This window comes from Alkalihalobacillus sp. AL-G, from assembly GCF_030643805.1.
Lineage (GTDB): Bacteria > Bacillota > Bacilli > Bacillales > Fictibacillaceae > Pseudalkalibacillus.
In genome coordinates, this window is sequence record NZ_CP094656.1 from 3,884,406 (window position 1) to 3,907,844 (window position 23,439).

Below are 23,439 nucleotides of genomic sequence, written 5' to 3' on the forward strand. Positions count from 1 at the left end.
TTTCAACTACTTGATCATTCTACTTTTGTTATCGTAAACTTTGCTTACTTTTTCAACTTAATTTTTTCAACAATTTCGTAATAAGTTCGTCCAATTCCTTAAATGTTTGTCGATAAATGTCTGCATGTCCACCATAAGGATCGGTGACATCATAGGATTCTTCAAAATCGTCAGCCCCAACTACCGATTCCCCCTTTACGAATTCCTTAAAGGTGAAAACTCGATCGGCTAACTCTGGGTACTGGATCAAGATCGATTGTTTATGCTGCTGAGTCATCGTTAAAATCACATTTGCCCAATCAACTAATTCCGTTGTCAACGGTTTGGAAGCGTGATCGATCGAAATACCCTCTTCTTTTAAGGTTTGAATGGTATGTTCATTTGCAGGATATCCTGGTGTTGCAAACAAACCTGCCGACCTTGCATCGATTTTCCCGTTTGAGCGGTCGTTCAATAACGCTTCCGCCATAGGGCTCCTGCATGTATTTCCTGTACAAATGAATAAGATGCGAGACATTGATAATCCTCCTAAAAATCTGTGTTCCAACTATTTATACGTACTATCCGCTACAACTAGTTGTTCCCTAAATCCGATTAAGTGAACATGCGATTCGTAGATTGTAGATAAAGTGACTATATATTACTATATTATAAGAACTTGATCCTGTCTGAAAGGGTGTTGCAGAAAACCCACTTAAGAAGATTCGAAAAAATGCCTTAAGCACTCGTCTTTTAACGACAGCCTTATGGTAGTTCAAGCATTGTATTCATACCAGTAATTTTAGACCGAATGATAGTAGAATGCACCCACCGAATGCCTCACTATATGAACCGAACCATTTTTGTGCTTTTTTACCGATGATCAATCCCGCCCATGTCAATAAAGAACTGATTATCCCAAAAAGAAGAATCGTCACAATCACTTTAGCACCGAAAATTCCGAGGCTTAGCCCGACAGAAAAGCTATCTAAACTTACACTGATTGAAAATAGCCATATTCCAAGTCCTTTTGGTGTAATGAACGGTTCATCCCTAGACCGGAACGACGAGACGATCATCTGAATCCCGAGCAAAATGAGTAAACCGCCTCCGACCCATGTTGCTAAATTTTCAAAATGTATGGAAAGCTGTTTACCGATTGTCATACCAATTAGCGGCATAATCATATGGAATAGACCAATCAGCAAGCCAACCTTGAATATCTGCCGTAAACGGAGGGAAACCATTCCCATACCGAGTCCCATTGAAAATGCATCCATTCCTAACGCGATTGCCATGATCATGAGTGTTACTATCTCTCCAATCAATACTGTGTCCATCGCGCTCCTCCCCCTTTGTCCGATACTTCAACCTATGCATGTCTCATTCAAATTAGACATTTTTAGAAGCAGTATAGGAAACCACTTAGGCAGACTTGTGATTGCCCTAATGTTCGCATTAAAAAAAACTTCGTTTCCTAAACTAGTTGAAAAGTCATGCTTTCATCACTTATTAAAAGAAAGTAGTACTTCAACAAAGGAAATTAAGAGAGTATAGTGAATTAATTTCACATAACGATTTTTTTCAAAGGCGGAGGTCATATGAATAATAACAAGTACACGTCCTCATTAAATTCGATTCTGACCGTAAACACTGACATTTCATCGATTAATGACCTGAACAGCCCATATGAACAGAAGGACTACATGAAGGATAGCCTCATGTTTTTAATAGAACAAAACGGGTCGTCCTTTCGATATATCAGTTGTCAGGGGCAATTACTAGAAAAGTTCGGGTATGAATTCGATGCATTGGATGGCAAAACGTTAGAAGAATGCTACTCTTACGAATTCGCGACACGTAGAGCTTCGTCATTTAAGCAAGCCTGGGAAGGGAATGCAGTAGCGTACGAAGATGAATTGAATGGAGTGCCTTACCTCGGTGCTGTCTCTCCGGTATATGATGAAGCCGGAAACGTAAAGCAGCTTCAAGGATTTTGTTTCGACATTAGTGCACAAAAAAAATCAGAACAACAGCTTAGAGAACGAGAGCATTACTTCCGGACTCTTTACAGGTATCATCCAGATGGCATTTTTACGCTCAATAAAAGAGGGCATTTCATGTTCATGAACCCAGCAGGTGCACAAATGGCCGGGTATAAGAGCAAAGAACTAGCACAAAAACATTTTCTTCCTTTAATCGCTCCAGAGGAAAGAAGCAATGCAAAAATTTATTTTAAACGTGCAAGTGAGGGGCACGTCTTAAACTTTGAGACGACAATCCTACATAAAAATGGGTCGCGACTACCTGTCCAGGTCACCAATATACCGATAATGATCGATGACACTATCCATAGCATTTACGGGATTGTAAAGGATTTGACGAAGCATAAGGAATATGAAAAAGAGCTTAGTTTTGTCAAGGACCGACTATCAGCAACGATTCAACATTCAGCAGATGCCATCGCCATTTTTGATATGAACGATCGACTTATCAATGTAAATCCAACCTTTGAAAGCTTTTACGGATGGAAAGCAGAGGAATTAATCGGATATTTTGTCCGGCATATCCCTATTGAAATGAAGGAATCGTATTATAGCTTGGTGGAGAATGTTAAAAAGGGCACGAAATATACAGGTATTGAAACGATTCGAATGCGGAAGGATGGTTCTCGCTTCTACGTTGGGATTACAATGTTCCCGCTTGAGGATGAAAATGGCAAGATCATCGGCTACTCAACAGTTGCACGGGACATCAACGCTCAAAAGCTTGCGCAGGAGGCACTTCGGGAAAGCAATGAACATTACCGTATCATAACAGAAAATACACTTGATTTGATCAGTGTCTTTAATAGGGATGGAATGTTACTTTATGCTTCCCCATCTCACGAAACGATCCTTGGATATGACACGGCCAATTTTAAAACCAGTGACCTGAAGGCGGCGATTCATCCAGATGATTTGCCTGCTGTCAAAGAGACGTTTAAAGAGATGATCATACGAAAGGATTCATGTAAGGTTGATTTTCGTGTCCAACATGCGGACGGACATTGGCTATGTATCGAAAGTCTCGGAATGTCCGTATTGAATAGTAACGGTGAAGTTGAATCCTTTGTCGCGATTTCGCGTGATATAACCGACCGCAGACAGACAGAGGACTTTTTGCGCAAATCCGAAAAACTAACCGTACTAGGTCAGCTTGCTGCAGGAATCGCTCATGAGATTCGAAATCCACTTACTTCTCTAAAGGGATTCACTCATATTTTAAAAGCAAAATCGTCAGAGGAGGATATGGAATATTTCAAGATCATGTTATCCGAGCTGGACCGGATCAACACGATCGTTGGGGAATTTATGATGCTTGCGAAACCACAACCGAGAAATGTTAAGGCGAACAACTTGAATCAACTGCTCACAGAAGTTGTCGCACTCCTTGAGGCTCAAGCGAACCTTCATAGTGTTGAGGTTTCTTTGGAATCCAGTCCATTACCAGAACAACATTGTGAAGCAGACCAGCTGAAGCAAGTGTTTATAAACATTATGAAAAATGCAATTGAATCGATGGAATCGGGTGGTGGAACACTTACAATCTGGACCGAAAAGACGGACGATTGTATTAAGATCCATTTTAGCGATGAAGGATGCGGAATTCCGGAAGAAAAGCAAGCCCAGATCGGTGAACCATTTTATACGACCAAAGAAAAAGGGACGGGGCTCGGGATGATGATCTGCTCTAAAATCATTGAAAATCATAACGGGAAAATTGAGATCGACAGCAAGGTGAACGAGGGTACAACGGTAACGATTCGACTCCCGATACGGTGATCGATCCAAAAAGGAGGGGGCTGACTCAAAAGAGAAATCCCTTCAAATTGTTTCAGTCTTCTTACCATTGCAAGAAGTTTTATATAATTGATGGTAAATTCAAGTTATAAGTGCAAATTCTTATTTAAGGAAGTGTTTACGGCCATTAATTAAAGGGAAAATGGAGGTTTCTCGTGTAACTTAGATTTTTCTCGTGTAACTCGGTTTTTTCTCGTGTAACACATGCTTTTGGCGTGTAACTTGAACCATTAAGGGGGGACTGACGAGTTTTGAGTCAGCCCCCTCCCCTTTTTATAATATGCAAACGGTTCATTCGTACCGAACTATTCCTGTGTAAGCACCTTATTTCCGGCTGCCTTTAGCAATCGGTTCATCAACGCTTCTCCAATTCCCTCATCAGGGTATATTTCGGCAAGAATTACTTCAGTAGTCGTATCATCGAACGAACGCAGCTGATGGTAGATTTGCTGAGCAATCCAATCGATTCGTTGATTGGAGCCCACTCGACGAACTTCATCTGCGGTCAGTTGATCCGCTAACTCGTCACTGACGAGAATTCCGACCTTTTTCCCTTCTGATTGGTGCTGGTTGATCACTCCTTGAAAAAAGTCACGTTCACCATCAACTAGATAAAGCGGTGCATCCGGAGCATAGTGCGTATATTTCATGCCTGGGGACTTGGGCACTTGCTTTTCTTCAAGTAAAGCCCTGTCCCATTCAACGTGATCGACAACATTTTCAAGCTGTGCCTTCGTTATTCCTCCTGGTCTTAAAATCGTTACCGTCTCTCCGATCACTTCCACAACAGTAGACTCGAGGCCAACACCGGTCTTTCCTCCGTCAATGATCCCTTTAATCCGACCATTCAAATCACGATAAACGTGCTCGCCCCTTGTCGGACTTGGTTTGCCTGACCGGTTTGCACTTGGAGCAGCTAACGGAAATCCTGCCGCATCGATTAATGCAAGTGCGATAGGGTGATCCGGCATGCGAACTCCAACTGTTGCCAATCTGGCAGTCGTTCGTTCTGCAATGGCATCGCTTTTCGGTAACACGATCGTCAATGGACCAGGCCAGAATGCATTCATTAAGCTTTCAGCAGTTCTTTCCCACGTGGACGCTGCTTGCTTTAATTGTTCAAGACGAGAGATGTGGACAATCAACGGATTATCACTCGGTCTTCCTTTTGCTGAAAAGATTTTTTCAATCGCATCGTTCGAGCACGCATCTGCTCCAAGACCATAGACAGTTTCGGTCGGAAATGCGATCACCTCACCTTCTCTTATCCACATCGCTGCTTCTTGTATTGCTTGATTTCCTGCTAGGTTATCCACATTATCCACATTCCATTTATGAGTTATCAACTGATCCATGTGGGTAAGTACTCCTTTTCATTGCATAATATACGGCTATTTCCACAATTCACCCACAAGCGAATAAAAATTGTGGATAAACCTGTGGATAGCTATTGAACTAGGGTTAAGCTCCGTTTCATAACCGCAATTTGTTCCCTGTCATATTGTTGTAGATGCGGGCTGGCTAAAAGACCCTTAGGAACATGCTCATAAGGGGTCTGCGTAAACCCGAGTGTGTGAAAAATCGAGGTTACTCTCGTTAACAAATAGACCGTTTCGATTCCTTGTTGTTCCGCGTGTTTAAGTACAGAGGTCAATAGACGAAGCAGCAATTCTTCAGATGAATAGTCCTTATCCAATACGAGTGAGCGGATTAATCCGTTTTTCCCATAGCGTTCTAATCCTACTGTTCCAGCCATCTTCTTTTTGTCTGTTTCAAGAATTATGAAAGATTGAACACAATGCTCAATCCCTTCACTGGAAAGACCGGCCTGTGCTACGAACTGTTTGATGGACGGGGCATCGGTCGGTTCCGCTACACGAAACGACAGCATCTCATCCTCTCCTTTCTAGCAATTCTACTCTATTCTATGAGCGGGGAGAAGAGATTATCCCATTTTTATTGAAAACTATGGGGAAATTCTTTACCTTTAGAAAAAGGAATCTAGCATTACGCAAATAGATTCCCTACCTTGGACATAAGTGATTGAAAGAAGTCAACAACGAAGAATTTGACTTCAGGCTCTTCTTCAACAACGGATGCCTGCTGCTCTACAGACTTCGAATCAGGCTGGTCATCGGTTTGAACAGCATCGCCATTTTCAAAATCTAAAAAGCAGAGTGGTGGAAATAATACGCACCACCAATTTGCACCGAGCCCCTCTCCTAATGTAATCAATACTGCCTCATATTCTCCTGCAGGATACACATATTCTCCGTAAAGCTTTGTCGGAAATGGTACGGTACCGAATTCAACCGAAAACGTGTCTTGCAAACCTAACTCTATAAGGGATTTCTCAACAATTGTATTGATTTGCGGTAGCTCGCGCTTGATGATCTTTCGTGCTTCTTCAAGCGATTCAATTCCGTAGACCCATTCCGTGATCTGTTCATTCACGCGATCGCGAATCAGTCTCTTTATCTTTTGATCTTCTGAAGATCCGCTGTCTGCGAGAATCCGTAAGCGAATCGAATCCTCAGGTATTTTCTGGTCAGCTGTAATGCTATTAAATGAGGCATTCGCGACCTTAATTTGAGTTTCATAGAATACGACCATTACGATTAAAGTTAATAAGAATAATATAAGTCCTTTTCGTTTCATCCTTTATCCACACCCTTCTTGTTAAACAGTGTGGACGCCGAAACGCAAATTTATACTATCAATCTATCTTTTTTAAAAATAAGTGGAAGCGCGAGGATACCTCCACCGGAACTCTTCTCGAAACCGTCCTCATGAACCCGCTTTGAGGACACTTCCACTGGATTTCTGCTCGAAACTGTCCTCATAAACCCGCTCTTGAGGACACTTCCACCGGATTTCTGCTCGAAACTGTCCTCATAAGGGCAATGCTTTTACATTATTAGCCCTGTCACGATTCGCTCCTTGCCGTTAATATCCGTTATGATTTCAATCTGCACGCGGTCACCGAACGTTTTCTTGAGCATATCGCCTACTGTTCTCGCTTGATCGTACCCTACTTCAAAAGCGATCAATGCTTTTTCACCGATTACAGACGGAATTTCATCCATCAACCTTTTGTAAAAATGATACCCATCCTTTCCACCGACGAGAGCACGAACTGGTTCGTGCTCTCGGACGATCGACGAAAGGGTCTCTATTTCTGCCTCTGGAATGTATGGAGGGTTTGAAACAATGACATCAAAGCGCTCCTTCGTGTTTTGAAAAGGCTGTAACAGATCTCCGTTTACCCAACGGACGTCTGCCTGTAAGTGTTGGCTGTTTTCAGCGGCAACCTCCAAGGACGCTTTTGCAATATCGACCCCGGTAACCTTGAGTTTTGGGTTTTCAAGCTTAAGCGTAACCGCAATCGCTCCGCTTCCTGTTCCGATATCGACCACATTCAATGGTTTATTCGAAAAATTCGCTTGAATCCGTTCGAGGACCGCATAAACGAGTTCTTCTGTTTCAGGGCGCGGGATCAGCACGTCAGAATTCACGAGAAAGGTCCGACCATAAAATTCTTCATACCCGATAATGTATTGGACTGGAACTCCATTTGCATGCTGTTTAATCATTCGATTGAATTGATCAAGCTGGACTTCATTCAGAGGGAGATCCAGCTTTGCAAGCAATTCGCTGCGTTTCTTTTTAAGAATATGACCAAGCAATAGTTCAGCTGCCCTCGGCTCTTTTTTTTCTTTTTTTAAAAAAGAAGAAGCCCGGCTCAGGGCTTCACTCACCATCATGTTGTTCATTATTCTCCAACCTGCTTCATTGCATTGGTCTGTTCTTCGAGGATCAATGCATCAATAAATTCGTCTACTTTTCCTTGTAAAATCTGATCGAGCTTTTGAATCGTAAGGCCAATTCGGTGATCGGTCACACGATTTTGCGGGAAGTTGTACGTACGGATCCGCTCTGAACGGTCACCAGTTCCAACTGCCGACTTACGGCTTGCAGCGTATTCATCCATCGCTTCCTGTTGGAATTTGTCATAAATACGAGCGCGAAGTACCTTCATCGCTTTATCCTTGTTCTTTATCTGCGACTTTTCATCCTGACATGAAACGACGGTTCCTGTTGGTACGTGTGTTAAACGAACCGCTGACATCGTTGTATTTACGCTCTGACCCCCAGGTCCACTGGATGCAAACGTGTCAACGCGAATATCTTTTTCATGGATATCGACTTCGACCTCTTCCGCTTCAGGAAGAACCGCAACTGTAGCTGTCGACGTATGGATTCGACCACCAGATTCAGTTGACGGAACACGCTGGACGCGGTGAGCACCGTTTTCGTATTTTAGCTTCGAATACGCACCTTGACCATTGATCATGAAAATGATTTCTTTATAGCCGCCAAGCTCTGTATAGCTTGCTTCAATAATTTCCGTTTTCCAGCCCTGGACTTCGGCATAGCGGCTGTACATTTTATAAAGATCGGCTGCGAACAATGCCGCTTCGTCTCCACCTGCTGCCCCGCGAATTTCGATAATAACGTTCTTGTCATCATTCGGGTCCTTCGGTAGAAGTAAGACCTTTAATTGCTGCGAGAGCTCTTCATGGCGTTCTTTTAGCTCGGAAAGTTCCATTTTTACCATTTCCCGCATGTCCGCGTCGAGCTTTTCTTCAAGCATTTGCTCAGCGCCTTCGAGTTCTTCGCTTACATTTTTATATTCACGGTACGTTGTTACGGTGTCTTCAAGGTCCGACTGTTCCTTTGAATACTCGCGCAGTTTTTTCGTATCGCTGATTACATCTGGATCACTCAACAATTCGTTCAGTTTTTCATAACGATCTTCTAACGATTCTAATCGTTCTAACACACCCGTTCACCATCCCACTCAATGTTCCTGCTAAATTTTATACAAAATCAAACGGCGACACCTTTTGGATGCCCCTATTATCGTTTTTTAAAAAAGTTGCTTAACATTCACATTATAGTATACGACTCACAAAGCGTCAAAGACCATTATCGAATGGAAGTATCTTTCGGGCATTTGCTATAGTACGTCGAAGCCTGGGATCAGAGCGCTGAACCACTACTAAAAAGCACATTAAAACGAATATTTGCTATCCGGCTAGATTTTCGCGTTCACTTTAATTTTCTGGTAATCTGGCCGGCACTGGTTCATGCGAATTTCCGCTGTCAATGAATCAATCACTGTTTTCTCGTCAGTCACAAGGCTAAAAACATATGAGGATGTCGCAAAGTGTCCAAAGAAATGGGTACATCCTTTAAATCGCTTTGTTTCACCTGCTGTGCCACTTGGTCGATAAGGTACGATAAAGTTTCCGATACCTTCATAGATCGGATCAAGTGGCTCTGATTTCAGGCGTTTTACTAAGGCTGGCAGGTTATCCGGATCAGAGGCGCTCCATTCCGGTCCATTTGCATCTATGTATAACATGTACAAAAAACCCCCTTCATGTTCAATGTTTCGTACAACTTCCAGCTTTAATGAGTGTATATTATAAGAACAGGGATAAAGGAATACTATATAAGTATCCAATAAAACTTTTAGATCGGAAAGGAATCGTGATCAGAGACATGCGCTACGTTATTATCGGTGGAGATGCTGCTGGAATGAGTGCAGCGATGCAGATTGTTCGAAATGAACCGAATGCACAAATCACTACACTTGAAAAAGGCGGGATTTATTCCTATGGCCAGTGCGGACTTCCGTATGTGATCAGCGGGGTAATTCCCGAAGCAGAGGATTTGATTGCTCGGGATGTTGAAACGTTTCGCTCAAAATACGGAATCGATGCCAAAACCTATCATAGAGTACAGAGTGTCGATACGGAAAAGAAAACAGTCAGTGGAACCAACACTAGGTCTGGAGATGCTTTTACATATGAGTACGATCGATTGCTTGTTGCAACAGGTGTACGCCCTGTTATGCCTGATTGGAACGGACGTGATCTATCCGGGATTCATATGCTGAAGACGATTCCGGATGCGAAAGCGATTATGGGCGATCTCGACCACGATGTTGAGCAGGTGACGATCATCGGCGGTGGCTATATCGGTCTTGAAATGGCGGAATGCTTCATTCATGCAGGTAAAAAGGTTCGACTGATTGAGCGTAACGAGCAGGTTGCAAAGATTTTTGATCCAGACATGGCTGCCTATATTCATGATGAGGCGGAAAAATATGAGATTGAGCTTTGTTTTAAGGAACAAGTGGAAGGCTTTGAAGGTAATGACCGAGTTGAATACGTTGTAACAGATCAGCAGAAGTATGCGACGGACCTTGTCCTTATAGCAGTGGGTGTCACTCCGAATACAGATTTTCTAAAAGACACTCCTATTTTAGTGAACGAACGCGGTGTTGTGGTCGTCAATACGTATATGCAAACCAACGTTGTCGATGTCTACGCAGCCGGAGACTGTGCAACCCATTACCATAGGGTTAAACAGACCAATGACCATATTCCGCTCGGTACAACCGCAAACAAGCAAGGTCGAATTGCGGGGCAGAACATGATCAATCGGGCTAAAACGTTTCAAGGTATCGTCGGAACGTCAGTCCTTAAGTTCATGGATCTTACATTAGGGCGAACCGGGCTTTCGGAGCGTGAGGCTAAAGAATTGAACCTGCCTTATGATACGGTGAAAATCAAGTCAAAAGACATTGCAGGGTATTATCCTGGCGCCGAGAAGCTTCACGTCAAACTCTTATACAATACAGAAAACCAGCGTGTACTCGGCGGTCAATTCATCGGAAAGCACGGTGTCGATAAGCGAGTTGACGTCTTGGCAATGGCGCTTTTTCATGAAATGACCATACCCGACCTTGAGGACCTCGACCTAAGCTACGCTCCACCGTACAATGGTGTGTGGGACCCGATCCAGCAAGCAGCTCGGCGAGCGAAGTAATTGAGAAGCGAAATGGAGTACGGCCGTAAATCTTCTATTGAAAAGTCACTTTAAACCAAAGAAAGGGAATCAGATCACTCGCTTCTGCCACATTCAAAAGTGGGTTGTGAAGTCGAAATGTCTGTTCCCTCCCTTTTATCGATCATCCATACGAACGCGAAGATGGTAGCGTGGTACGGAAAGTTGAACCGCTTTCTCAATTTTATTGCGTAGCTCTTGGCGTTCTTCTTTCGAATGATCGCGAGGAACATCGACATGCACCCAAGCGGTATTTCCGTTGATTGAGACGAATTGCGGGGTGAGTCCGCTTGCATCCTTAACAGCTTCTCGAATTTTATCCTGATCATCACTGATTGTAAAACGTTTCGTTGTCAGGTTGCGATAGCTATTCGGATTTTGGTTCGTATCATACATGTCGCTGCGTTCCCGTCCGATGTTCGTCATGTGATAGTTGATTATCCCATGTCCGACTAGCGGATTCTTGTCCTCTTGCGTTTCATAAGCAGAGGGTTCTTTACTCGCGATATCTTCTGTGGTGGGAGGTTCCATTTGACAAGCAGCTAAAAGTGTAACCGCACTAAAAAATATAGCTTTTTTCAAGATAAGACACCCCCGTACGCATAGCATAACCCCTGAGGATTTTAACTATTCGTATGCTGATTATGCCCCTGAGCAAACTAAAAGGCACTGATTCATCCAGTGCCTGTGCTTATTTATAAAGTATTGGTTTGTTCTTTCATTTTAAGGTTGGGATGCTCTGGCACTTCATGGCAATGTCTGCATCTCGGTTCATACGATTCTGAGGCACCGACCATAATTATCGGATCGTTGTAGGTTGCTGGTCTGCCATCAATCAATCGTTGTGTTCGACTTGCCGGGCTACCACAGACCAGGCATACGGCATGGAGCTTTGTCACACTCTCTGATAGTGCAAGTAACTCGGGAACTTGTCCGAATGGCTCTCCACGAAAGTCTTGATCTAAGCCAGCTGTAATCACACGCTTCCCTCGATCTGCCAAGTGTTGAATGACGTTTACAATACCGTTGTCGAAAAATTGTACTTCATCTATGGCAACGACGTCCGTATCGAATGAAACAAGGTTTGAAATGTCCTGAGAGGATTTCACAGGTACCGCTAAAACCGATGTTCCATTATGGGAAACGACCGCCTCCTTGCTATACCGATCATCTAAAAGAGGCTTAAATACTTGTACCTTTTGTTTACCAAATGTTGCACGTCGGACACGTCGGATCAACTCCTCCGATTTTCCTGAAAACATGCTACCGCAGATGAGCTCGACCCAGCCATCTTTTTTCATTACATACATGCCCGTCTCTCCCTTCACAAGCTTACCGTTCTTTCTGACATCAAGTATTCAGGCAATACTCGACCGCTTAGCATCATTTTTCTATTTATGTATTCTTTGTTTATTGTAACAAATCATAAGTATATTGAATGAAGTATTTTTCGATTTCTAAAATAAAAAATTGGCAAAGCCCTTCTACCTAAGCGAAGGGCTAAGCAAAAAAATCTTATATTCAGGTTACGAGAAGCGAGAAGTTCAAGGAAGTGAAGTTCTGAAGCCCGAGTTCAGGAAAACCTAAAAACGAGGACTGTAATAACCAGGTAAGATTACTGGCTAAAAGCGTACATCCATGTGACAACGCCAGTACTAGCACGTCCTGTGCGTCGGAAATTCGTCGCTTATCGTAAGCTGAAAGTAAAAAACAGGCAAGAGGGTAATACCTCCCTGCCTGTTTTAAGACCTTATTATTTAAGGTTGTATTTTTTCTTAAAGCGATCAACACGTCCACCAGCGTCAGCAAACTTTTGACGTCCTGTGTAGAACGGATGGCATTCGGAACAAATTTCTACACGAATGCTTTCTTTTATTGAACCTGTTTCAAATTCATTTCCGCAGGCACAAGAAACTTTAGCCATTTTATAATTTGGATGGATTGCTTGTTTCATCCTATTCATCTCCTTCTGCCCTGAACCGTGTGGGAACAGAGTTTATTAACACACATGAGGTAGTATAACAAGAATCAGTGCAAATTTCAACAACGTTATTTTACGGTCATTTTCCTATTCTGACCCGTACGTTCTTTTTCAAACATGTCAAAGAATTCCTCGTTTGTCTTGGTCTTTTTGATACGCCTCATAAAATGTTCGACAAAATCGTAGGAATCGTTCATCGTTTTACGGATGGCCCATAGGTGCTCAAGATGCTCTTTTGCAATAAGCATCTCTTCTTTTCGCGTACCTGAGCGACGAATGTCGATTGCTGGGAAAATTCTGCGTTCTGCCAGCTTTCGATCCAAATGCAATTCCTGGTTACCCGTTCCTTTAAATTCCTCATAGATGACGTCATCCATTCGGGATCCAGTATCGACAAGTGCCGTAGCTAAAATCGTCAAGCTTCCTCCATCTTCAATGTTACGAGCAGCACCGAAGAAACGTTTTGGCTTATGGAACGCCGCAGGATCGATCCCCCCGGATAATGTTCGTCCACTTGGTGGGATTACGAGATTATATGCACGAGCAAGTCGAGTAATGCTATCCATGAGAATTACAACATCTTTCTTATGCTCGACGAGTCTCATCGCACGCTCAAGAACGAGTTCAGCCACTTTTATATGGTTTTCAGGAACCTCGTCAAACGTTGAGCTGACAACATCCCCATCTACCGATCGTTCAATATCGGTAACTTCCTCTGGCCGTTCATCGATTAATAGTACGATCAATTCCGCCTCTGGGTGGTTCGTCGATACGCTATGAGCAATCTCTTTTAAAAGCATCGTTTTACCAGCCTTAGGAGGGGCAACGATCAAACCACGTTGACCAAATCCGACCGGTGCGATCATATCCAAAATTCGGGTAGATACATTTTTTGAAGCTGTTTCCAGCGTCATTTTTTGCTCAGGATATAATGGAGTGAGCGCTGGGAAGTGAACACGTTCCTTCGCTGTATCAGGGTCTTCTCCATTCACTGCTGCAACGTGCAGAAGACCGTAATATCGTTCATTTTCTTTCGGAGGACGAACCTTACCTGACACCTTATCCCCATTCCTCAAATCAAAACGTCGAATTTGGGATGCCGAAATATAAATGTCCTCTGAGCTAGGTGAATAGTTGATCGGGCGCAAGAAACCAAAGCCTTCTGAAGGGATGACTTCCAAAATGCCCTCCATAAACGAAAGATCTTCTTTTTCAGCCTGCGCTTTCAAAATTGCAAAAATAAGCTCTCGTTTCGTTAGCTTACTGTAGTATGAAACTTTAAAGTCGCGGGCCTTTTCATAAAGGTCCTTGAGTTTCATATTTTCTAATTGTGATAAATTTAATGACATAGTACACCACTCTTTTTTATTCAATATTTATAATAACATCCCTACAATTTTCTTTAATACTCCTTGAAAAAGGGCTTCTGTTCACGCTGTGGTTTTTTCACGACAGTTCTGTCCAGACGTAACGAATACGAACATGATTATAACAATGTCCGTCACTACCTTTTCATCGCTGTTAGCCTTTGGTAAGTACCTTCGGAAGGAAAAATGCAGTATGAAGTGATTATAGAAGTAGGGTTTTGAAGCGTGCAAAAATTAAACTCATTCTTATTTTACCCAATAATAGGTCAATTAATCAAGAAAAAGAGGTTGACGTCGTTTTTGAGCCAACCTCTTCCCGATGTTTAAGGCTTGATGACAAGGTTTGGTTTCTTCTTTAAGCTATGGCGCCCATCGATAAAACGGACTGTTCCTGACTTCGCCCTCATGACCACGGATTGAGTCGTTCCTGCTGTTCCTTTAAAACGAACCCCTTTTAATAGCTCTCCATCGGTTACTCCGGTTGCTGCAAAAATAGCGTCGTCACCTTTGACGAGGTCATCCATCATTAGAACACGCTCAATGTCGGTTATGCCCATTTTCTTGCAGCGGGCAAGTTCTTTATCGTCTTGTGGTAAAAGCTTTCCTTGAAGTTCTCCGCCGAGGCATTTGAGTGCTACTGCAGCTAAAACGCCTTCAGGTGCGCCTCCACTCCCGAACAGAATGTCGACGCCTGTGTCTTCAAACGCCGTGTTAATTGCAGCTGCAACATCTCCGTCTTGGATGAGCTTAATTCGAGCACCGGTATCACGGATTTCTTCAACGATCCGTTCATGACGTTTTCGATCCAGTACGACCGCGACAATATCTTCGATGTCTTTATTTTTCGCTCGAGCTACTGCCTTTAGGTTGTCGATGATCGGGGCATTGATGTCTACCTTCCCGACAGACTCCGGGCCGACTGCGATTTTCTCCATATACATATCCGGCGCGTGCAAGAGATTACCGTGGTCTGCAACCGCTAGTACGGCAAGTGCATTCCACGTCCCCGAAGCAACGATGTTCGTCCCTTCTAAAGGATCGACCGCTACATCAACGCGAGGTCCGAATCCAGTCCCGAGTTTTTCACCAATATAAAGCATTGGTGCCTCGTCCATTTCCCCCTCGCCGATCACAACTGTCCCTTTCATCGGTACTGTATCGAAAACATCACGCATAGCAGATGTTGCCGCATCGTCCGCTTCATCCTTTCGCCCTCTCCCCATCCATCGTGCAGATGCGAGAGCCGCCGCTTCGGTGACGCGGACCAGCTCCATAGATAAACTTCTTTCCATCCTTTATTCCCCCAGCCTGAAAGATTCCCTTTATTGATACCTAGTTTTATTTATTGCGTAGCCTTTTCGACATCTTTTTCGATGTCTAGGTTTTCACGCCAAACCTTTGCACCTAAACCTCTTAGTTTTTGAACGAGGTTTTCATAACCACGGTCAATATGCTCAAGTCCTGAAATCTCCGTAATGCCTTTTGCCATCAAGCCTGCAACAACGAGCGATGCACCTGCCCTTAAGTCCGATGCTTTCACATTCGCACCTTCTAAGGATGAAGGACCATTGATGATTGCTGAGCGCCCTTCAACTTTTACATTGGCACCCATGCGACGCAGCTCATCAATGTGCTTGAAACGCGAGCTGTAAATCGTATCGGTCACTATGCTTGTCCCTTCTGTACTTGTTAAAAGAGCAGTAAACGGTTGTTGAAGGTCTGTGGCAAAACCAGGGTAGACGAGCGTCTTCACATCAACACTGTTTAACCGATCATTTCGCCTGATGAATACCGAATCATCGGACTCTTCGATATATACACCCATTTCTCTTAGCTTAGCAATCAATGACTCAAGATGCAGCGGAATGACGTTATCAATCGTTACACCGTTCCCCATTGCTGCTGCCATAATGGTGAAGGTTCCGGCTTCGATCCTGTCCGGTATGATTGAATGACGGCAACCATGTAATTGTTCGACACCATCAATCCGGATTACGTCTGTACCTGCCCCTTTTATACGAGCACCCATGCTTGCAAGAAGTGTAGCAACGTCGATGATCTCTGGTTCCTTCGCAGCATTTTCAATGATCGTTCGTCCCTTAGCCCGAACCGCAGCAAGCATAATGTTGATCGTTGCCCCGACGCTGACGACATCAAGGTAAATTCGAGCACCGACAAGTTCGTCTGCACGTAAATAAATCGCACCCTGTTCGTTTGTTACACGTGCTCCAAGTGCTTGGAAACCTTTTATATGTTGATCAATCGGACGCGGCCCAAGGTTACATCCTCCGGGAAGTCCGATGACAGCTTTTTTAAATTTACCAAGCATCGCACCCATTAAATAATACGAAGCTCGCAATTTCTTTACTTTTCCATTTGGAAGCGGCATTGAAATCATTTTTTCCGGATTTACAATAAGTGTATTGTCCTCAAGTATTGCTTCTCCGCCGATTTCTTCCAGTAAATCGCGTAAGATGGCTACATCCGAGATGTTTGGGAGATGGTCGATTGTGACGGTAGAATCAGCAAGAATAGCAGCAGGTATCAATGCTACTGCACTATTTTTCGCACCGCTGATCTGAACCGTGCCTTCTAATGGATGCCCACCTTCGATCATTAATTTCTCCATTGCTTTCTCCCTTCCTAGGCTTAAGAAGTCTATGTTGGCTTATCCTTAGTTTAAGCAAAAACAATCATTTCATCCATTTTATTCCATTCCTTTTTCGGATGATATACTTCCCTTTTGTTTTGATGAAGCAAAAGACTTATCTTTCACACGTAGTTACCTTAGGATATCGTTCTTTGCTGGAAAAGCCAATACGTCGAGGTCCTTTACCTTAATTTCATTAAACTTAGTTTTGACTTTTTTGCCAATCTGCTAAAAATTTCTCAATACCTTGATCAGTTAATGGATGGTTGATTAATTGGGAAAGGACTTTAGCCGGAATAGTGGCAATATGAGCACCACGAAGTGCGGCTTCTGTAACGTGGATCGGGTTTCTGATGGAAGCTGCGATAATTTCTGAACTAATCTTATGTACATTGAAAATTTCTGCAATCTCAGAAATCAAGTTTAGTCCATCCTGACCAATATCATCAAGTCTACCCAGGAACGGAGATACATAAGAAGCACCTGCTCTGGCAGCTAACAAGGCCTGATTTGCTGAAAAAATAAGCGTTACATTTGTTTTGATTCCGAGCTCTGAAAAAGTTTTAACTGCTTTTAAGCTTTCCATCGTCATCGGTACCTTGACGGTGATATTCGGCGCAATTGCAGCAAGTTCTTTTCCTTCTCTAATCATTTCTTCATACGTCAAGCCTATGACTTCAGCACTAACGGATCCTGGTACTAACGATGTGATTTCCCTAAGGCCTTCATGAAAATCGATGCCTTCCTTTGCAACGAGTGAAGGATTTGTCGTTACACCTGCAAGAATCCCTAAATCGTGCGCCTCACGTATCTCATCAATATTTGCAGTATCAATAAAAAATTTCATCTATGTCTCTCCTTTTAAAGCGGTCATTTTTAGACTAGATCATCCAGACCCCCTATTTACAATCCCATTATATGCAAGGGAGTCTGACTCTATTTATCATCTGATTAAAAACGAAGGAGTCTGACTCATGTTTCTGAGTCAGCCCCCTGTATTGAATAGTTTATGCTTTATTAGAAGAACCGAATTCGCGCATCTTTCCTTTTACCGTATCTTTGATTGCATCGCGTGCAGGTCCTAAGTATTTACGTGGATCATACAGTTCAGGCTTTTCAGCAAGAACTTCGCGCACCGCTTTTGATGCTGAGATTTGGCTTTCTGTGTTCACATTGATTTTCGCATGACCGTAGGAGATAGCCTTTTGGACATCCTTTGTCGGAATCCCTGTTCCACCATGCAGTACAAGTGGCACTCCTGTAAGTTCATTGATTTCCTTCATACGATCAAATCCAAGGTTCGGCTCTCCTTTATAAGGACCGTGTACAGAACCTAGTGCTGGAGCAAAACAGTCAACACCCGTTTCATTGATTAATCTTTCACATTCTGCAGGAATCGCATAAGCTGCTTCCGCATCTTCGACGATAAGATCGTCTTCTTGACCACCAATACGTCCAAGTTCAGCTTCAACTGAAACACCGACAGCATGTGCAACTTCCACGACCTTTTTCGTAAGCTCGATGTTTTCATCAAGTGGATAATGAGAGCCATCAATCATTACAGAAGTAAACCCTGCATGAATCGCTTCTACGCACTTTTCAAAACTGGATCCGTGATCAAGGTGAATGGCAACAGGTACTGTTACGTTGTAATCTTCCATCAGTGCTTCCACTAATTTTACAACCGTTTTAAATCCACCCATGTAACGTGCTGCACCCTCGGAAACGCCGCAAATCAATGGTGACTTTTCTTCTTCCGCTGCTTGTAGGATTGCTTGTGTAAATTCTAGATTGTTCAAATTGTACTGTCCTACAGCATACCCTTCTGCTTTTGCTTTTTCGAGCATTTCCTTCATTGAAACTAAAGGCATAACTATTTTTCCTCCTTAAAGTGGGCTTGTACATCCCTTATATTAACCATGATGATGGAGCAAAAACTCCATACCAGTTTTTCAGGCTCACAAAACCAATTATAGCATAACAATTTTAAGGAGGAATCGCAATGTATCATGCCTTGAACTGTGCAAGGGCTAACCACAAGCGACGAACGACGAGCGTTACATACTTATAAACTACGAGTTGTACCGAGGAAGCCATCTTCAAAGAATCAACTAGCAGACGCAGGTACATGGACGCCCCCGAGTTGTACCGAGGAAGCCTTCTTCAAAGAATAACTTGTAGACCCAGGCACTTGGGTTCTTGGTTCCTTTTTGAACTTCTTCTCATTCAAGAACGAATTGGTAAATGCTTCTTCACGACATCTCGGATTTCATCAATATCGAAAGGCTTAGCAAAGTGGGTGATGGCTCCTAATTCCATCGCCTCGTGGATCATATCTAACTCACCATACGCTGTCATGATTATGACACCTACACTTTCATCGACTTTTTTCACACGACGTAAAATTTCCAACCCATCCATCCCTGGAATTTTCATGTCTAAAATTAATAAGTCCGGATTTTCACTTTTTACAATGGATAATGCTTGTACACCATTTGCCGCTTGATACGTTTGATAGCCCTCTTTTTTGAAAATTTCGTTCAATAAAATCCGTATTCCATACTGATCATCTACGATTAAGATTTTCCCTTTCATTCCATATCACACCCTAATTTCCTTGATGATGTTAATCGATTTTACAATTATCTATTAATGTAATTCGAGAAGTCTCAACAAATTCCTGCTGTGTGGACAAAATCTCCCAATTTTTGCACGGAAACATTGTATTGGAAGTCGACCAATCAAAATTTGTAGGAGCCGTCGTTTTATGTAAGACACACACAAAGGTATACTAACTAATGAGGTGAAGGAACATGTTGAAAATATTTACGACTCAATTATTCGGCGTATTTCGAAATATACAGGAAAAAAACGAGGAAGTACTCGAGGATTGTTCAAGACTTCTTGCGCAGACAATTACAGCAGATGGAACAGTTTTCGTCGAAGGATTGGATGAGCTTGAAGCAGTGTCGGTTGCAGCGATTACCAGTGAGGAAACACTGCCGAGCATCGCTCCGTTCGATTCAAAAACCGTTCTGGAGCCACAGGATTGTTTGATTGTTTTTGCTAAAACGACGGATGATGAACGTCTAAAACAATTGGTTGAAGTAGCAGGTGCTAATGGTGCATCTATTATTAGCATCGGTGCTATGATTGAAGAAAAGGGCTTTATAAATACTGATTTTCATATTGATACGACACTTCTAACAGGGCTCGTGCCGACAGATGAAGGTGATCGAAGCGGCTATCCTGTTGTTATGTGCACCCTTTACGTATTTCATGCATTGGTGTTTACAACACGGGAAATGCTTGAAGAATATGATGGGATATTTTAATATAATAAAAAAATTTAAAAAATTAAATATGTTAGAAGGAATATGTAAAATAGTGCAGAAATACTATATTTAAGAACGAACGATGTCGTTCTATCCTCCTAACGCCCTACAGTTGAATTCACGATTTTTCCCTTTTTATCATATCCCACGTCGAAACCCTCAAATCCCTAGACGATTTCTTAGTGTTCATCTAAAAGAACACACCTTGCTTTGATACTGCTTATTTGACTGTAACAGGGTCCACAAATACATATGTGGTTAAGGACCAAATCAGGTTATATGCGATTGCTACCCTCCAAATCAATCGCTATAGCCTTTTTTGGTTGTGATGGTGGTGTTTTCCAAAAAACTCGACGATCACCTCGCCTTGAGGTGAAAGCAGAGTCGTAGTTATCCCTTGTCAGGCCCCCAAGCTGGAAGTCCAATGAGGTGGTTGTGGGCGTCTTATAATAGCCCCTCGAATGTCACATTTTTGAAGGTTGAGGGAGTCATACATGACCAATGACTCCCTCGAATGTTGCTTAAACTATAAAGCTGAAGGTATCGGGTGCAGCTGCACAATGTATCATTGAGTCCAAAATGTTAAAAAAAGAGCCGACCACAGATAGCGTCAACTCTTTTAAGAATGTTTGTTATTTTTTTAGTGATGCATGAACAAAGTCACGGAACAATGGCTGTGGTCGAGTTGGTCGCGATTTGAACTCTGGATGGAACTGAGATGCAACGAACCAAGGATGATCCTTTAACTCGATGATTTCTACTAGCCTTCCGTCAGGGCTCGTCCCGGAAAAGAGGAAGCCTGCCTCTTCCATTTCTTCACGGTATTCGTTATTAAACTCATAACGATGACGATGACGCTCGTACACGACTTCATCCTCATAAGCCGCGTAAGCATTCGTACCTTTTTCGAGCTTACATGGATAGAGCCCGAGGCGAAGTGTTCCACCAAGGTCTTCCACATCCTTTTGCTCCGGAAGCAAATCAATGATCGGGTGTTCTGTCATTGGATAGATTTCCGCAGAATGAGCGTCAGAATAACCCAATACATTACGGGCAAATTCAACGGATGCAAGCTGCATGCCAAGGCAAATTCCTAGCATCGGAATCTTGCGTTCGCGTGCGAATTTAATCGCGGCAATTTTCCCTTCAATTCCACGATCCCCGAATCCGCCAGGAACGAGAATCCCATCTGCATCATTCAAACGTTCCTCAACATTCTCTTCTGTAACGCCTTCAGAATCGATCCAGTCGATCTCAATGTCTGTATCGAACTCATATCCGGCATGACGCAGTGATTCTACAACAGAAATATACGCATCTGGCAAAGATACATACTTGCCGACTAAAGCGATTTTTGTCGTGGTCTTCAGATTTTGAACGCGGTTGACGAGTGCCTTCCACTCTTCCATGTCCGCTTCCTGGCAATCTAATTTCAAATGATTGCAAACGATTTGGTCCAAGTGTTGGTGTTGAAGTGCTAGGGGAACCTCATACAATGTATCGGCATCCATCATTTCAATGACTGCTTCAGAATGAATGTCGCAGAACAAAGCGATTTTGTCTTTCATATCCTGCGGAAGCGGCATTTCATTTCGAACCACGATCACGTTCGGTTGGATACCGAGGCTACGTAATTCTTTGACACTATGCTGTGTTGGCTTTGTTTTCATTTCGCCGGCAGCCTTGAGATAAGGAACGAGTGTACAATGGATATACATCACATTTTCGACACCTATATCACTCTTAATCTGGCGGATTGCTTCTAAAAACGGCAGACTTTCGATATCCCCTACTGTGCCGCCGATTTCAGTGATAACCACTTCAGCGTTCGTTTCTTTACCAGCACGGAATACTCGTTCTTTAATTTCATTCGTAATATGTGGAATGACCTGAACCGTTCCACCGAGATAATCACCGCGACGTTCCTTTTTCAAAACGGTCGAATAGATTTTCCCTGTTGTTACATTGCTGTACTTATTGAGGTTTATATCGATAAAACGCTCATAGTGACCAAGATCCAGATCGGTTTCAGCACCATCATCGGTTACAAATACTTCACCATGTTGATAAGGGCTCATCGTTCCTGGGTCTACGTTGATATATGGGTCAAACTTTTGGATGGTTACCTTGACCCCTCTGTTTTTCAGAAGACGGCCTAATGATGCTGCCGTAATTCCCTTTCCTAATGATGATACAACTCCACCTGTTACAAAAATGTACTTTTTGGTCACGTTTGTTCCCCCTTGATTCAAGTTTTCTTCTCTCGCTAAAAATCTCTCTTAACAGTATGCCGAAAATAACAGCTTTCAAAACGGATCGGTATTGAAGTTTAATAAGTGTTCAAAAATCGACGAATCAGAAACAAGAAGTTCGAGGCACGACAGTTTTGAGGACCAGAGCGACGAGCGGTACTTGCATGAAGGCTACGAGTTGTACCGAGGAAGCTTGCCTCTAGGAATGAACTAGTAGACGCAGGTACATATGGAACTTCGACTAAATACTTCACGTCCTGTGAAAACGTCGAAGTCAGCACGTCCATGTGCAAGTCCGGAAAAACCAAGTAACGAAGAAATTCGCCGTTTATCAACGAGCGGTACTTGCACGAAGACTACGAGTTGTACCGAGGAAGCTTGCCTCGAAGCAATCTCTCGTAGGCGCAGGTACATGTGCTCTTGGTAACTTTTTAAACTTCCTATAAAAATAAAAAAACAAAAGCGAGACCACCCCTACTAACAAACAGTGGGGGGCGCTTTTGTTTTGTAATATACGTAAACTTTTTCAAATTGCATCCAAGACTATAAGTGAAGCCCAAAAATGATTTTATCGACTTTGCACACAAAAGTCAAGAGTAACTATTTATCTTTCTTAGAGTCTTCCTTTAAATCCTATTTGTCTTCAACTTCTTCTTCCTCTGTTTCATCATCGTCATCGTCTGTATCCTCATAATCGACGAATGCCTCATCATCAAGATCATCAAAATCGTCATCCAGCTCTTCTTCGAAGTCTTCGAAATCCTCATCGTCGTCTTCAATTTTAGCCTTTGCCTTTTTACGCTTTTTTGGCTTGATCGTTGTTGCAAGCTCTTCTTCACTGCTTTCAACAGGGTACCATGATTTTAATCCCCATTGGTTGTCGCCGATACATACGAAACGACCGTCAATATTAATGTCTGTGTAAAATTGAGCAATACGTCGTTTTTGTTCCTCTTTACTCATTTGACGTATTTTTGCAACCTGATCCGCCAATTCTGTAAATGGGATCGGTTTCTTATTTTCTCGGAAAATAGTAAGTGCGATGTCTAGCATTGAAACTTCTTTTATTTCTTGCTTCGAATACGTATCCAACATATAGGCACGTCCTTTCTACT

22 protein-coding genes are annotated in these 23,439 nt (G+C 42.8%); 3 read left to right on the forward strand and 19 right to left on the reverse strand.

The features are described from left to right. Nucleotides 1–52 precede the first annotated feature (52 nt). Together MOJ78_RS19650 and MOJ78_RS19655 are read right to left on the reverse strand one after the other, a co-directional pair. On the reverse strand, nt 53–517 hold the full coding sequence (locus MOJ78_RS19650; RefSeq protein WP_304979014.1) for a low molecular weight protein arginine phosphatase: 465 nt from the start codon (nt 515–517) through the stop codon (nt 53–55). A gap of 250 nt (nt 518–767) precedes the next feature. Beyond that, nucleotides 768–1,319, reverse strand: coding sequence for a manganese efflux pump MntP (locus MOJ78_RS19655; RefSeq protein WP_304979015.1), 552 nt, complete (start codon nt 1,317–1,319; stop codon nt 768–770). 261 nt (nt 1,320–1,580) lie between these two features. Between MOJ78_RS19655 and MOJ78_RS19660 the strand changes: the two genes are divergently transcribed. Then, the gene (locus MOJ78_RS19660) at nt 1,581–3,803 is read left to right on the forward strand and encodes a PAS domain-containing sensor histidine kinase (RefSeq protein ID WP_304979016.1); all 2,223 of its coding nucleotides are present in this window, start codon (nt 1,581–1,583) and stop codon (nt 3,801–3,803) included. Between the two features lie 323 nt (nt 3,804–4,126). Here the strand turns inward: MOJ78_RS19660 and MOJ78_RS19665 are convergent, their stop codons facing one another. From MOJ78_RS19665 to MOJ78_RS19690, 6 genes are all read right to left on the reverse strand, one after another. Continuing rightward, entirely contained in the window at nt 4,127–5,167 is a 1,041-nt protein-coding gene (locus MOJ78_RS19665) for an L-threonylcarbamoyladenylate synthase (RefSeq protein ID WP_304981314.1), read from the reverse strand. Nucleotides 5,168–5,268: 101 nt separating this feature from the next. Further along, on the reverse strand, nt 5,269–5,712 hold the full coding sequence (locus tag MOJ78_RS19670; protein ID WP_304979017.1) for a GNAT family N-acetyltransferase: 444 nt from the start codon (nt 5,710–5,712) through the stop codon (nt 5,269–5,271). A gap of 116 nt (nt 5,713–5,828) precedes the next feature. Further along, a complete protein-coding gene (gene spoIIR / locus MOJ78_RS19675) occupies nt 5,829–6,479 on the reverse strand; it encodes a stage II sporulation protein R (RefSeq protein ID WP_304979018.1) in 651 nt (216 codons plus the stop codon). A 251-nt stretch (nt 6,480–6,730) separates the two neighbouring features. Continuing rightward, nucleotides 6,731–7,585, reverse strand: coding sequence for a peptide chain release factor N(5)-glutamine methyltransferase (prmC, locus tag MOJ78_RS19680; protein ID WP_304981315.1), 855 nt, complete (start codon nt 7,583–7,585; stop codon nt 6,731–6,733). Between the two features lie 8 nt (nt 7,586–7,593). Beyond that, nucleotides 7,594–8,664: a peptide chain release factor 1 gene (prfA, locus tag MOJ78_RS19685; RefSeq protein ID WP_304979019.1), complete on the reverse strand. Its 1,071-nt coding sequence runs from the start codon at nt 8,662–8,664 to the stop codon at nt 7,594–7,596. Between the two features lie 255 nt (nt 8,665–8,919). After that, nucleotides 8,920–9,249 (reverse strand): hypothetical protein, encoded by a 330-nt coding sequence (locus MOJ78_RS19690; protein ID WP_304979020.1) that lies wholly within the window; start codon nt 9,247–9,249, stop codon nt 8,920–8,922. Nucleotides 9,250–9,389: 140 nt separating this feature from the next. Here MOJ78_RS19690 and MOJ78_RS19695 point away from each other — a divergent pair, with 140 nt between their 5' ends. Next, nucleotides 9,390–10,721 carry an FAD-dependent oxidoreductase gene (locus MOJ78_RS19695; RefSeq protein ID WP_304979021.1) on the forward strand — a complete coding sequence of 444 codons (1,332 nt, stop codon included), beginning with the start codon at nt 9,390–9,392 and terminating at the stop codon, nt 10,719–10,721. A 135-nt stretch (nt 10,722–10,856) separates the two neighbouring features. Here MOJ78_RS19695 and MOJ78_RS19700 read toward each other — a convergent pair whose 3' ends face one another. From MOJ78_RS19700 to MOJ78_RS19740, 9 genes are all read right to left on the reverse strand, one after another. After that, nucleotides 10,857–11,321: a hypothetical protein gene (locus tag MOJ78_RS19700; RefSeq protein ID WP_304979022.1), complete on the reverse strand. Its 465-nt coding sequence runs from the start codon at nt 11,319–11,321 to the stop codon at nt 10,857–10,859. A 113-nt stretch (nt 11,322–11,434) separates the two neighbouring features. Further along, nucleotides 11,435–12,049 (reverse strand): thymidine kinase, encoded by a 615-nt coding sequence (locus MOJ78_RS19705; RefSeq protein ID WP_304979023.1) that lies wholly within the window; start codon nt 12,047–12,049, stop codon nt 11,435–11,437. A gap of 443 nt (nt 12,050–12,492) precedes the next feature. After that, nucleotides 12,493–12,693 carry a 50S ribosomal protein L31 gene (rpmE, locus tag MOJ78_RS19710; protein ID WP_304979024.1) on the reverse strand — a complete coding sequence of 67 codons (201 nt, stop codon included), beginning with the start codon at nt 12,691–12,693 and terminating at the stop codon, nt 12,493–12,495. A 95-nt stretch (nt 12,694–12,788) separates the two neighbouring features. Next, complete coding sequence (gene rho, locus MOJ78_RS19715) at nt 12,789–14,069, reverse strand: transcription termination factor Rho (RefSeq protein ID WP_304979025.1); 1,281 nt, start codon at nt 14,067–14,069, stop codon at nt 12,789–12,791. A 341-nt stretch (nt 14,070–14,410) separates the two neighbouring features. Continuing rightward, entirely contained in the window at nt 14,411–15,379 is a 969-nt protein-coding gene (gene glpX, locus MOJ78_RS19720; protein ID WP_304979026.1) for a class II fructose-bisphosphatase, read from the reverse strand. Between the two features lie 50 nt (nt 15,380–15,429). After that, nucleotides 15,430–16,716 carry a UDP-N-acetylglucosamine 1-carboxyvinyltransferase gene (locus MOJ78_RS19725; RefSeq protein ID WP_304979027.1) on the reverse strand — a complete coding sequence of 429 codons (1,287 nt, stop codon included), beginning with the start codon at nt 16,714–16,716 and terminating at the stop codon, nt 15,430–15,432. A 223-nt stretch (nt 16,717–16,939) separates the two neighbouring features. Next, nucleotides 16,940–17,584, reverse strand: a complete 645-nt coding sequence (fsa, locus tag MOJ78_RS19730) for a fructose-6-phosphate aldolase (RefSeq protein ID WP_304979028.1) — start codon at nt 17,582–17,584, stop codon at nt 16,940–16,942. A 160-nt stretch (nt 17,585–17,744) separates the two neighbouring features. Continuing rightward, the gene (gene fba / locus MOJ78_RS19735) at nt 17,745–18,608 is read right to left on the reverse strand and encodes a class II fructose-1,6-bisphosphate aldolase (protein ID WP_304979029.1); all 864 of its coding nucleotides are present in this window, start codon (nt 18,606–18,608) and stop codon (nt 17,745–17,747) included. Between the two features lie 355 nt (nt 18,609–18,963). Continuing rightward, complete coding sequence (locus MOJ78_RS19740; protein ID WP_304979030.1) at nt 18,964–19,332, reverse strand: response regulator; 369 nt, start codon at nt 19,330–19,332, stop codon at nt 18,964–18,966. 218 nt (nt 19,333–19,550) lie between these two features. Here MOJ78_RS19740 and MOJ78_RS19745 point away from each other — a divergent pair, with 218 nt between their 5' ends. Beyond that, nucleotides 19,551–20,072 carry a DUF2529 family protein gene (locus MOJ78_RS19745; protein ID WP_304979031.1) on the forward strand — a complete coding sequence of 174 codons (522 nt, stop codon included), beginning with the start codon at nt 19,551–19,553 and terminating at the stop codon, nt 20,070–20,072. A 632-nt stretch (nt 20,073–20,704) separates the two neighbouring features. Here MOJ78_RS19745 and MOJ78_RS19750 read toward each other — a convergent pair. Together MOJ78_RS19750 and rpoE are read right to left on the reverse strand one after the other, a co-directional pair. Continuing rightward, the gene (locus MOJ78_RS19750; RefSeq protein WP_304979032.1) at nt 20,705–22,303 is read right to left on the reverse strand and encodes a CTP synthase; all 1,599 of its coding nucleotides are present in this window, start codon (nt 22,301–22,303) and stop codon (nt 20,705–20,707) included. A gap of 654 nt (nt 22,304–22,957) precedes the next feature. Beyond that, on the reverse strand, nt 22,958–23,419 hold the full coding sequence (gene rpoE, locus MOJ78_RS19755) for a DNA-directed RNA polymerase subunit delta (protein WP_304979033.1): 462 nt from the start codon (nt 23,417–23,419) through the stop codon (nt 22,958–22,960). Between the last annotated feature and the right edge of the window lie 20 nt (nt 23,420–23,439).

Bases quoted from the DNA above. Each gene is read 5' to 3' on its own strand.
- spoIIR (WP_304979018.1), bottom strand. From the start codon at position 6,479: ATGAAACGAAAAGGACTTATATTATTCTTATTAACTTTAATCGTAATG.
- MOJ78_RS19650 (WP_304979014.1), bottom strand. From the start codon at position 517: ATGTCTCGCATCTTATTCATTTGTACAGGAAATACATGCAGGAGCCCT.
- MOJ78_RS19660 (WP_304979016.1), top strand. From the start codon at position 1,581: ATGAATAATAACAAGTACACGTCCTCATTAAATTCGATTCTGACCGTA.
- rho (WP_304979025.1), bottom strand. From the start codon at position 14,069: ATGTCATTAAATTTATCACAATTAGAAAATATGAAACTCAAGGACCTT.
- rpoE (WP_304979033.1), bottom strand. From the start codon at position 23,419: ATGTTGGATACGTATTCGAAGCAAGAAATAAAAGAAGTTTCAATGCTA.
- MOJ78_RS19725 (WP_304979027.1), bottom strand. From the start codon at position 16,716: ATGGAGAAATTAATGATCGAAGGTGGGCATCCATTAGAAGGCACGGTT.
- prmC (WP_304981315.1), bottom strand. From the start codon at position 7,585: ATGATGGTGAGTGAAGCCCTGAGCCGGGCTTCTTCTTTTTTAAAAAAA.
- MOJ78_RS19740 (WP_304979030.1), bottom strand. From the start codon at position 19,332: ATGAAAGGGAAAATCTTAATCGTAGATGATCAGTATGGAATACGGATT.
- MOJ78_RS19670 (WP_304979017.1), bottom strand. From the start codon at position 5,712: ATGCTGTCGTTTCGTGTAGCGGAACCGACCGATGCCCCGTCCATCAAA.
- MOJ78_RS19690 (WP_304979020.1), bottom strand. From the start codon at position 9,249: ATGTTATACATAGATGCAAATGGACCGGAATGGAGCGCCTCTGATCCG.
- MOJ78_RS19745 (WP_304979031.1), top strand. From the start codon at position 19,551: ATGTTGAAAATATTTACGACTCAATTATTCGGCGTATTTCGAAATATA.
- glpX (WP_304979026.1), bottom strand. From the start codon at position 15,379: ATGGAAAGAAGTTTATCTATGGAGCTGGTCCGCGTCACCGAAGCGGCG.
- MOJ78_RS19695 (WP_304979021.1), top strand. From the start codon at position 9,390: ATGCGCTACGTTATTATCGGTGGAGATGCTGCTGGAATGAGTGCAGCG.
- MOJ78_RS19705 (WP_304979023.1), bottom strand. From the start codon at position 12,049: ATGTATGTAATGAAAAAAGATGGCTGGGTCGAGCTCATCTGCGGTAGC.
- MOJ78_RS19655 (WP_304979015.1), bottom strand. From the start codon at position 1,319: ATGGACACAGTATTGATTGGAGAGATAGTAACACTCATGATCATGGCA.
- fsa (WP_304979028.1), bottom strand. From the start codon at position 17,584: ATGAAATTTTTTATTGATACTGCAAATATTGATGAGATACGTGAGGCG.
- fba (WP_304979029.1), bottom strand. From the start codon at position 18,608: ATGCCTTTAGTTTCAATGAAGGAAATGCTCGAAAAAGCAAAAGCAGAA.
- rpmE (WP_304979024.1), bottom strand. From the start codon at position 12,693: ATGAAACAAGCAATCCATCCAAATTATAAAATGGCTAAAGTTTCTTGT.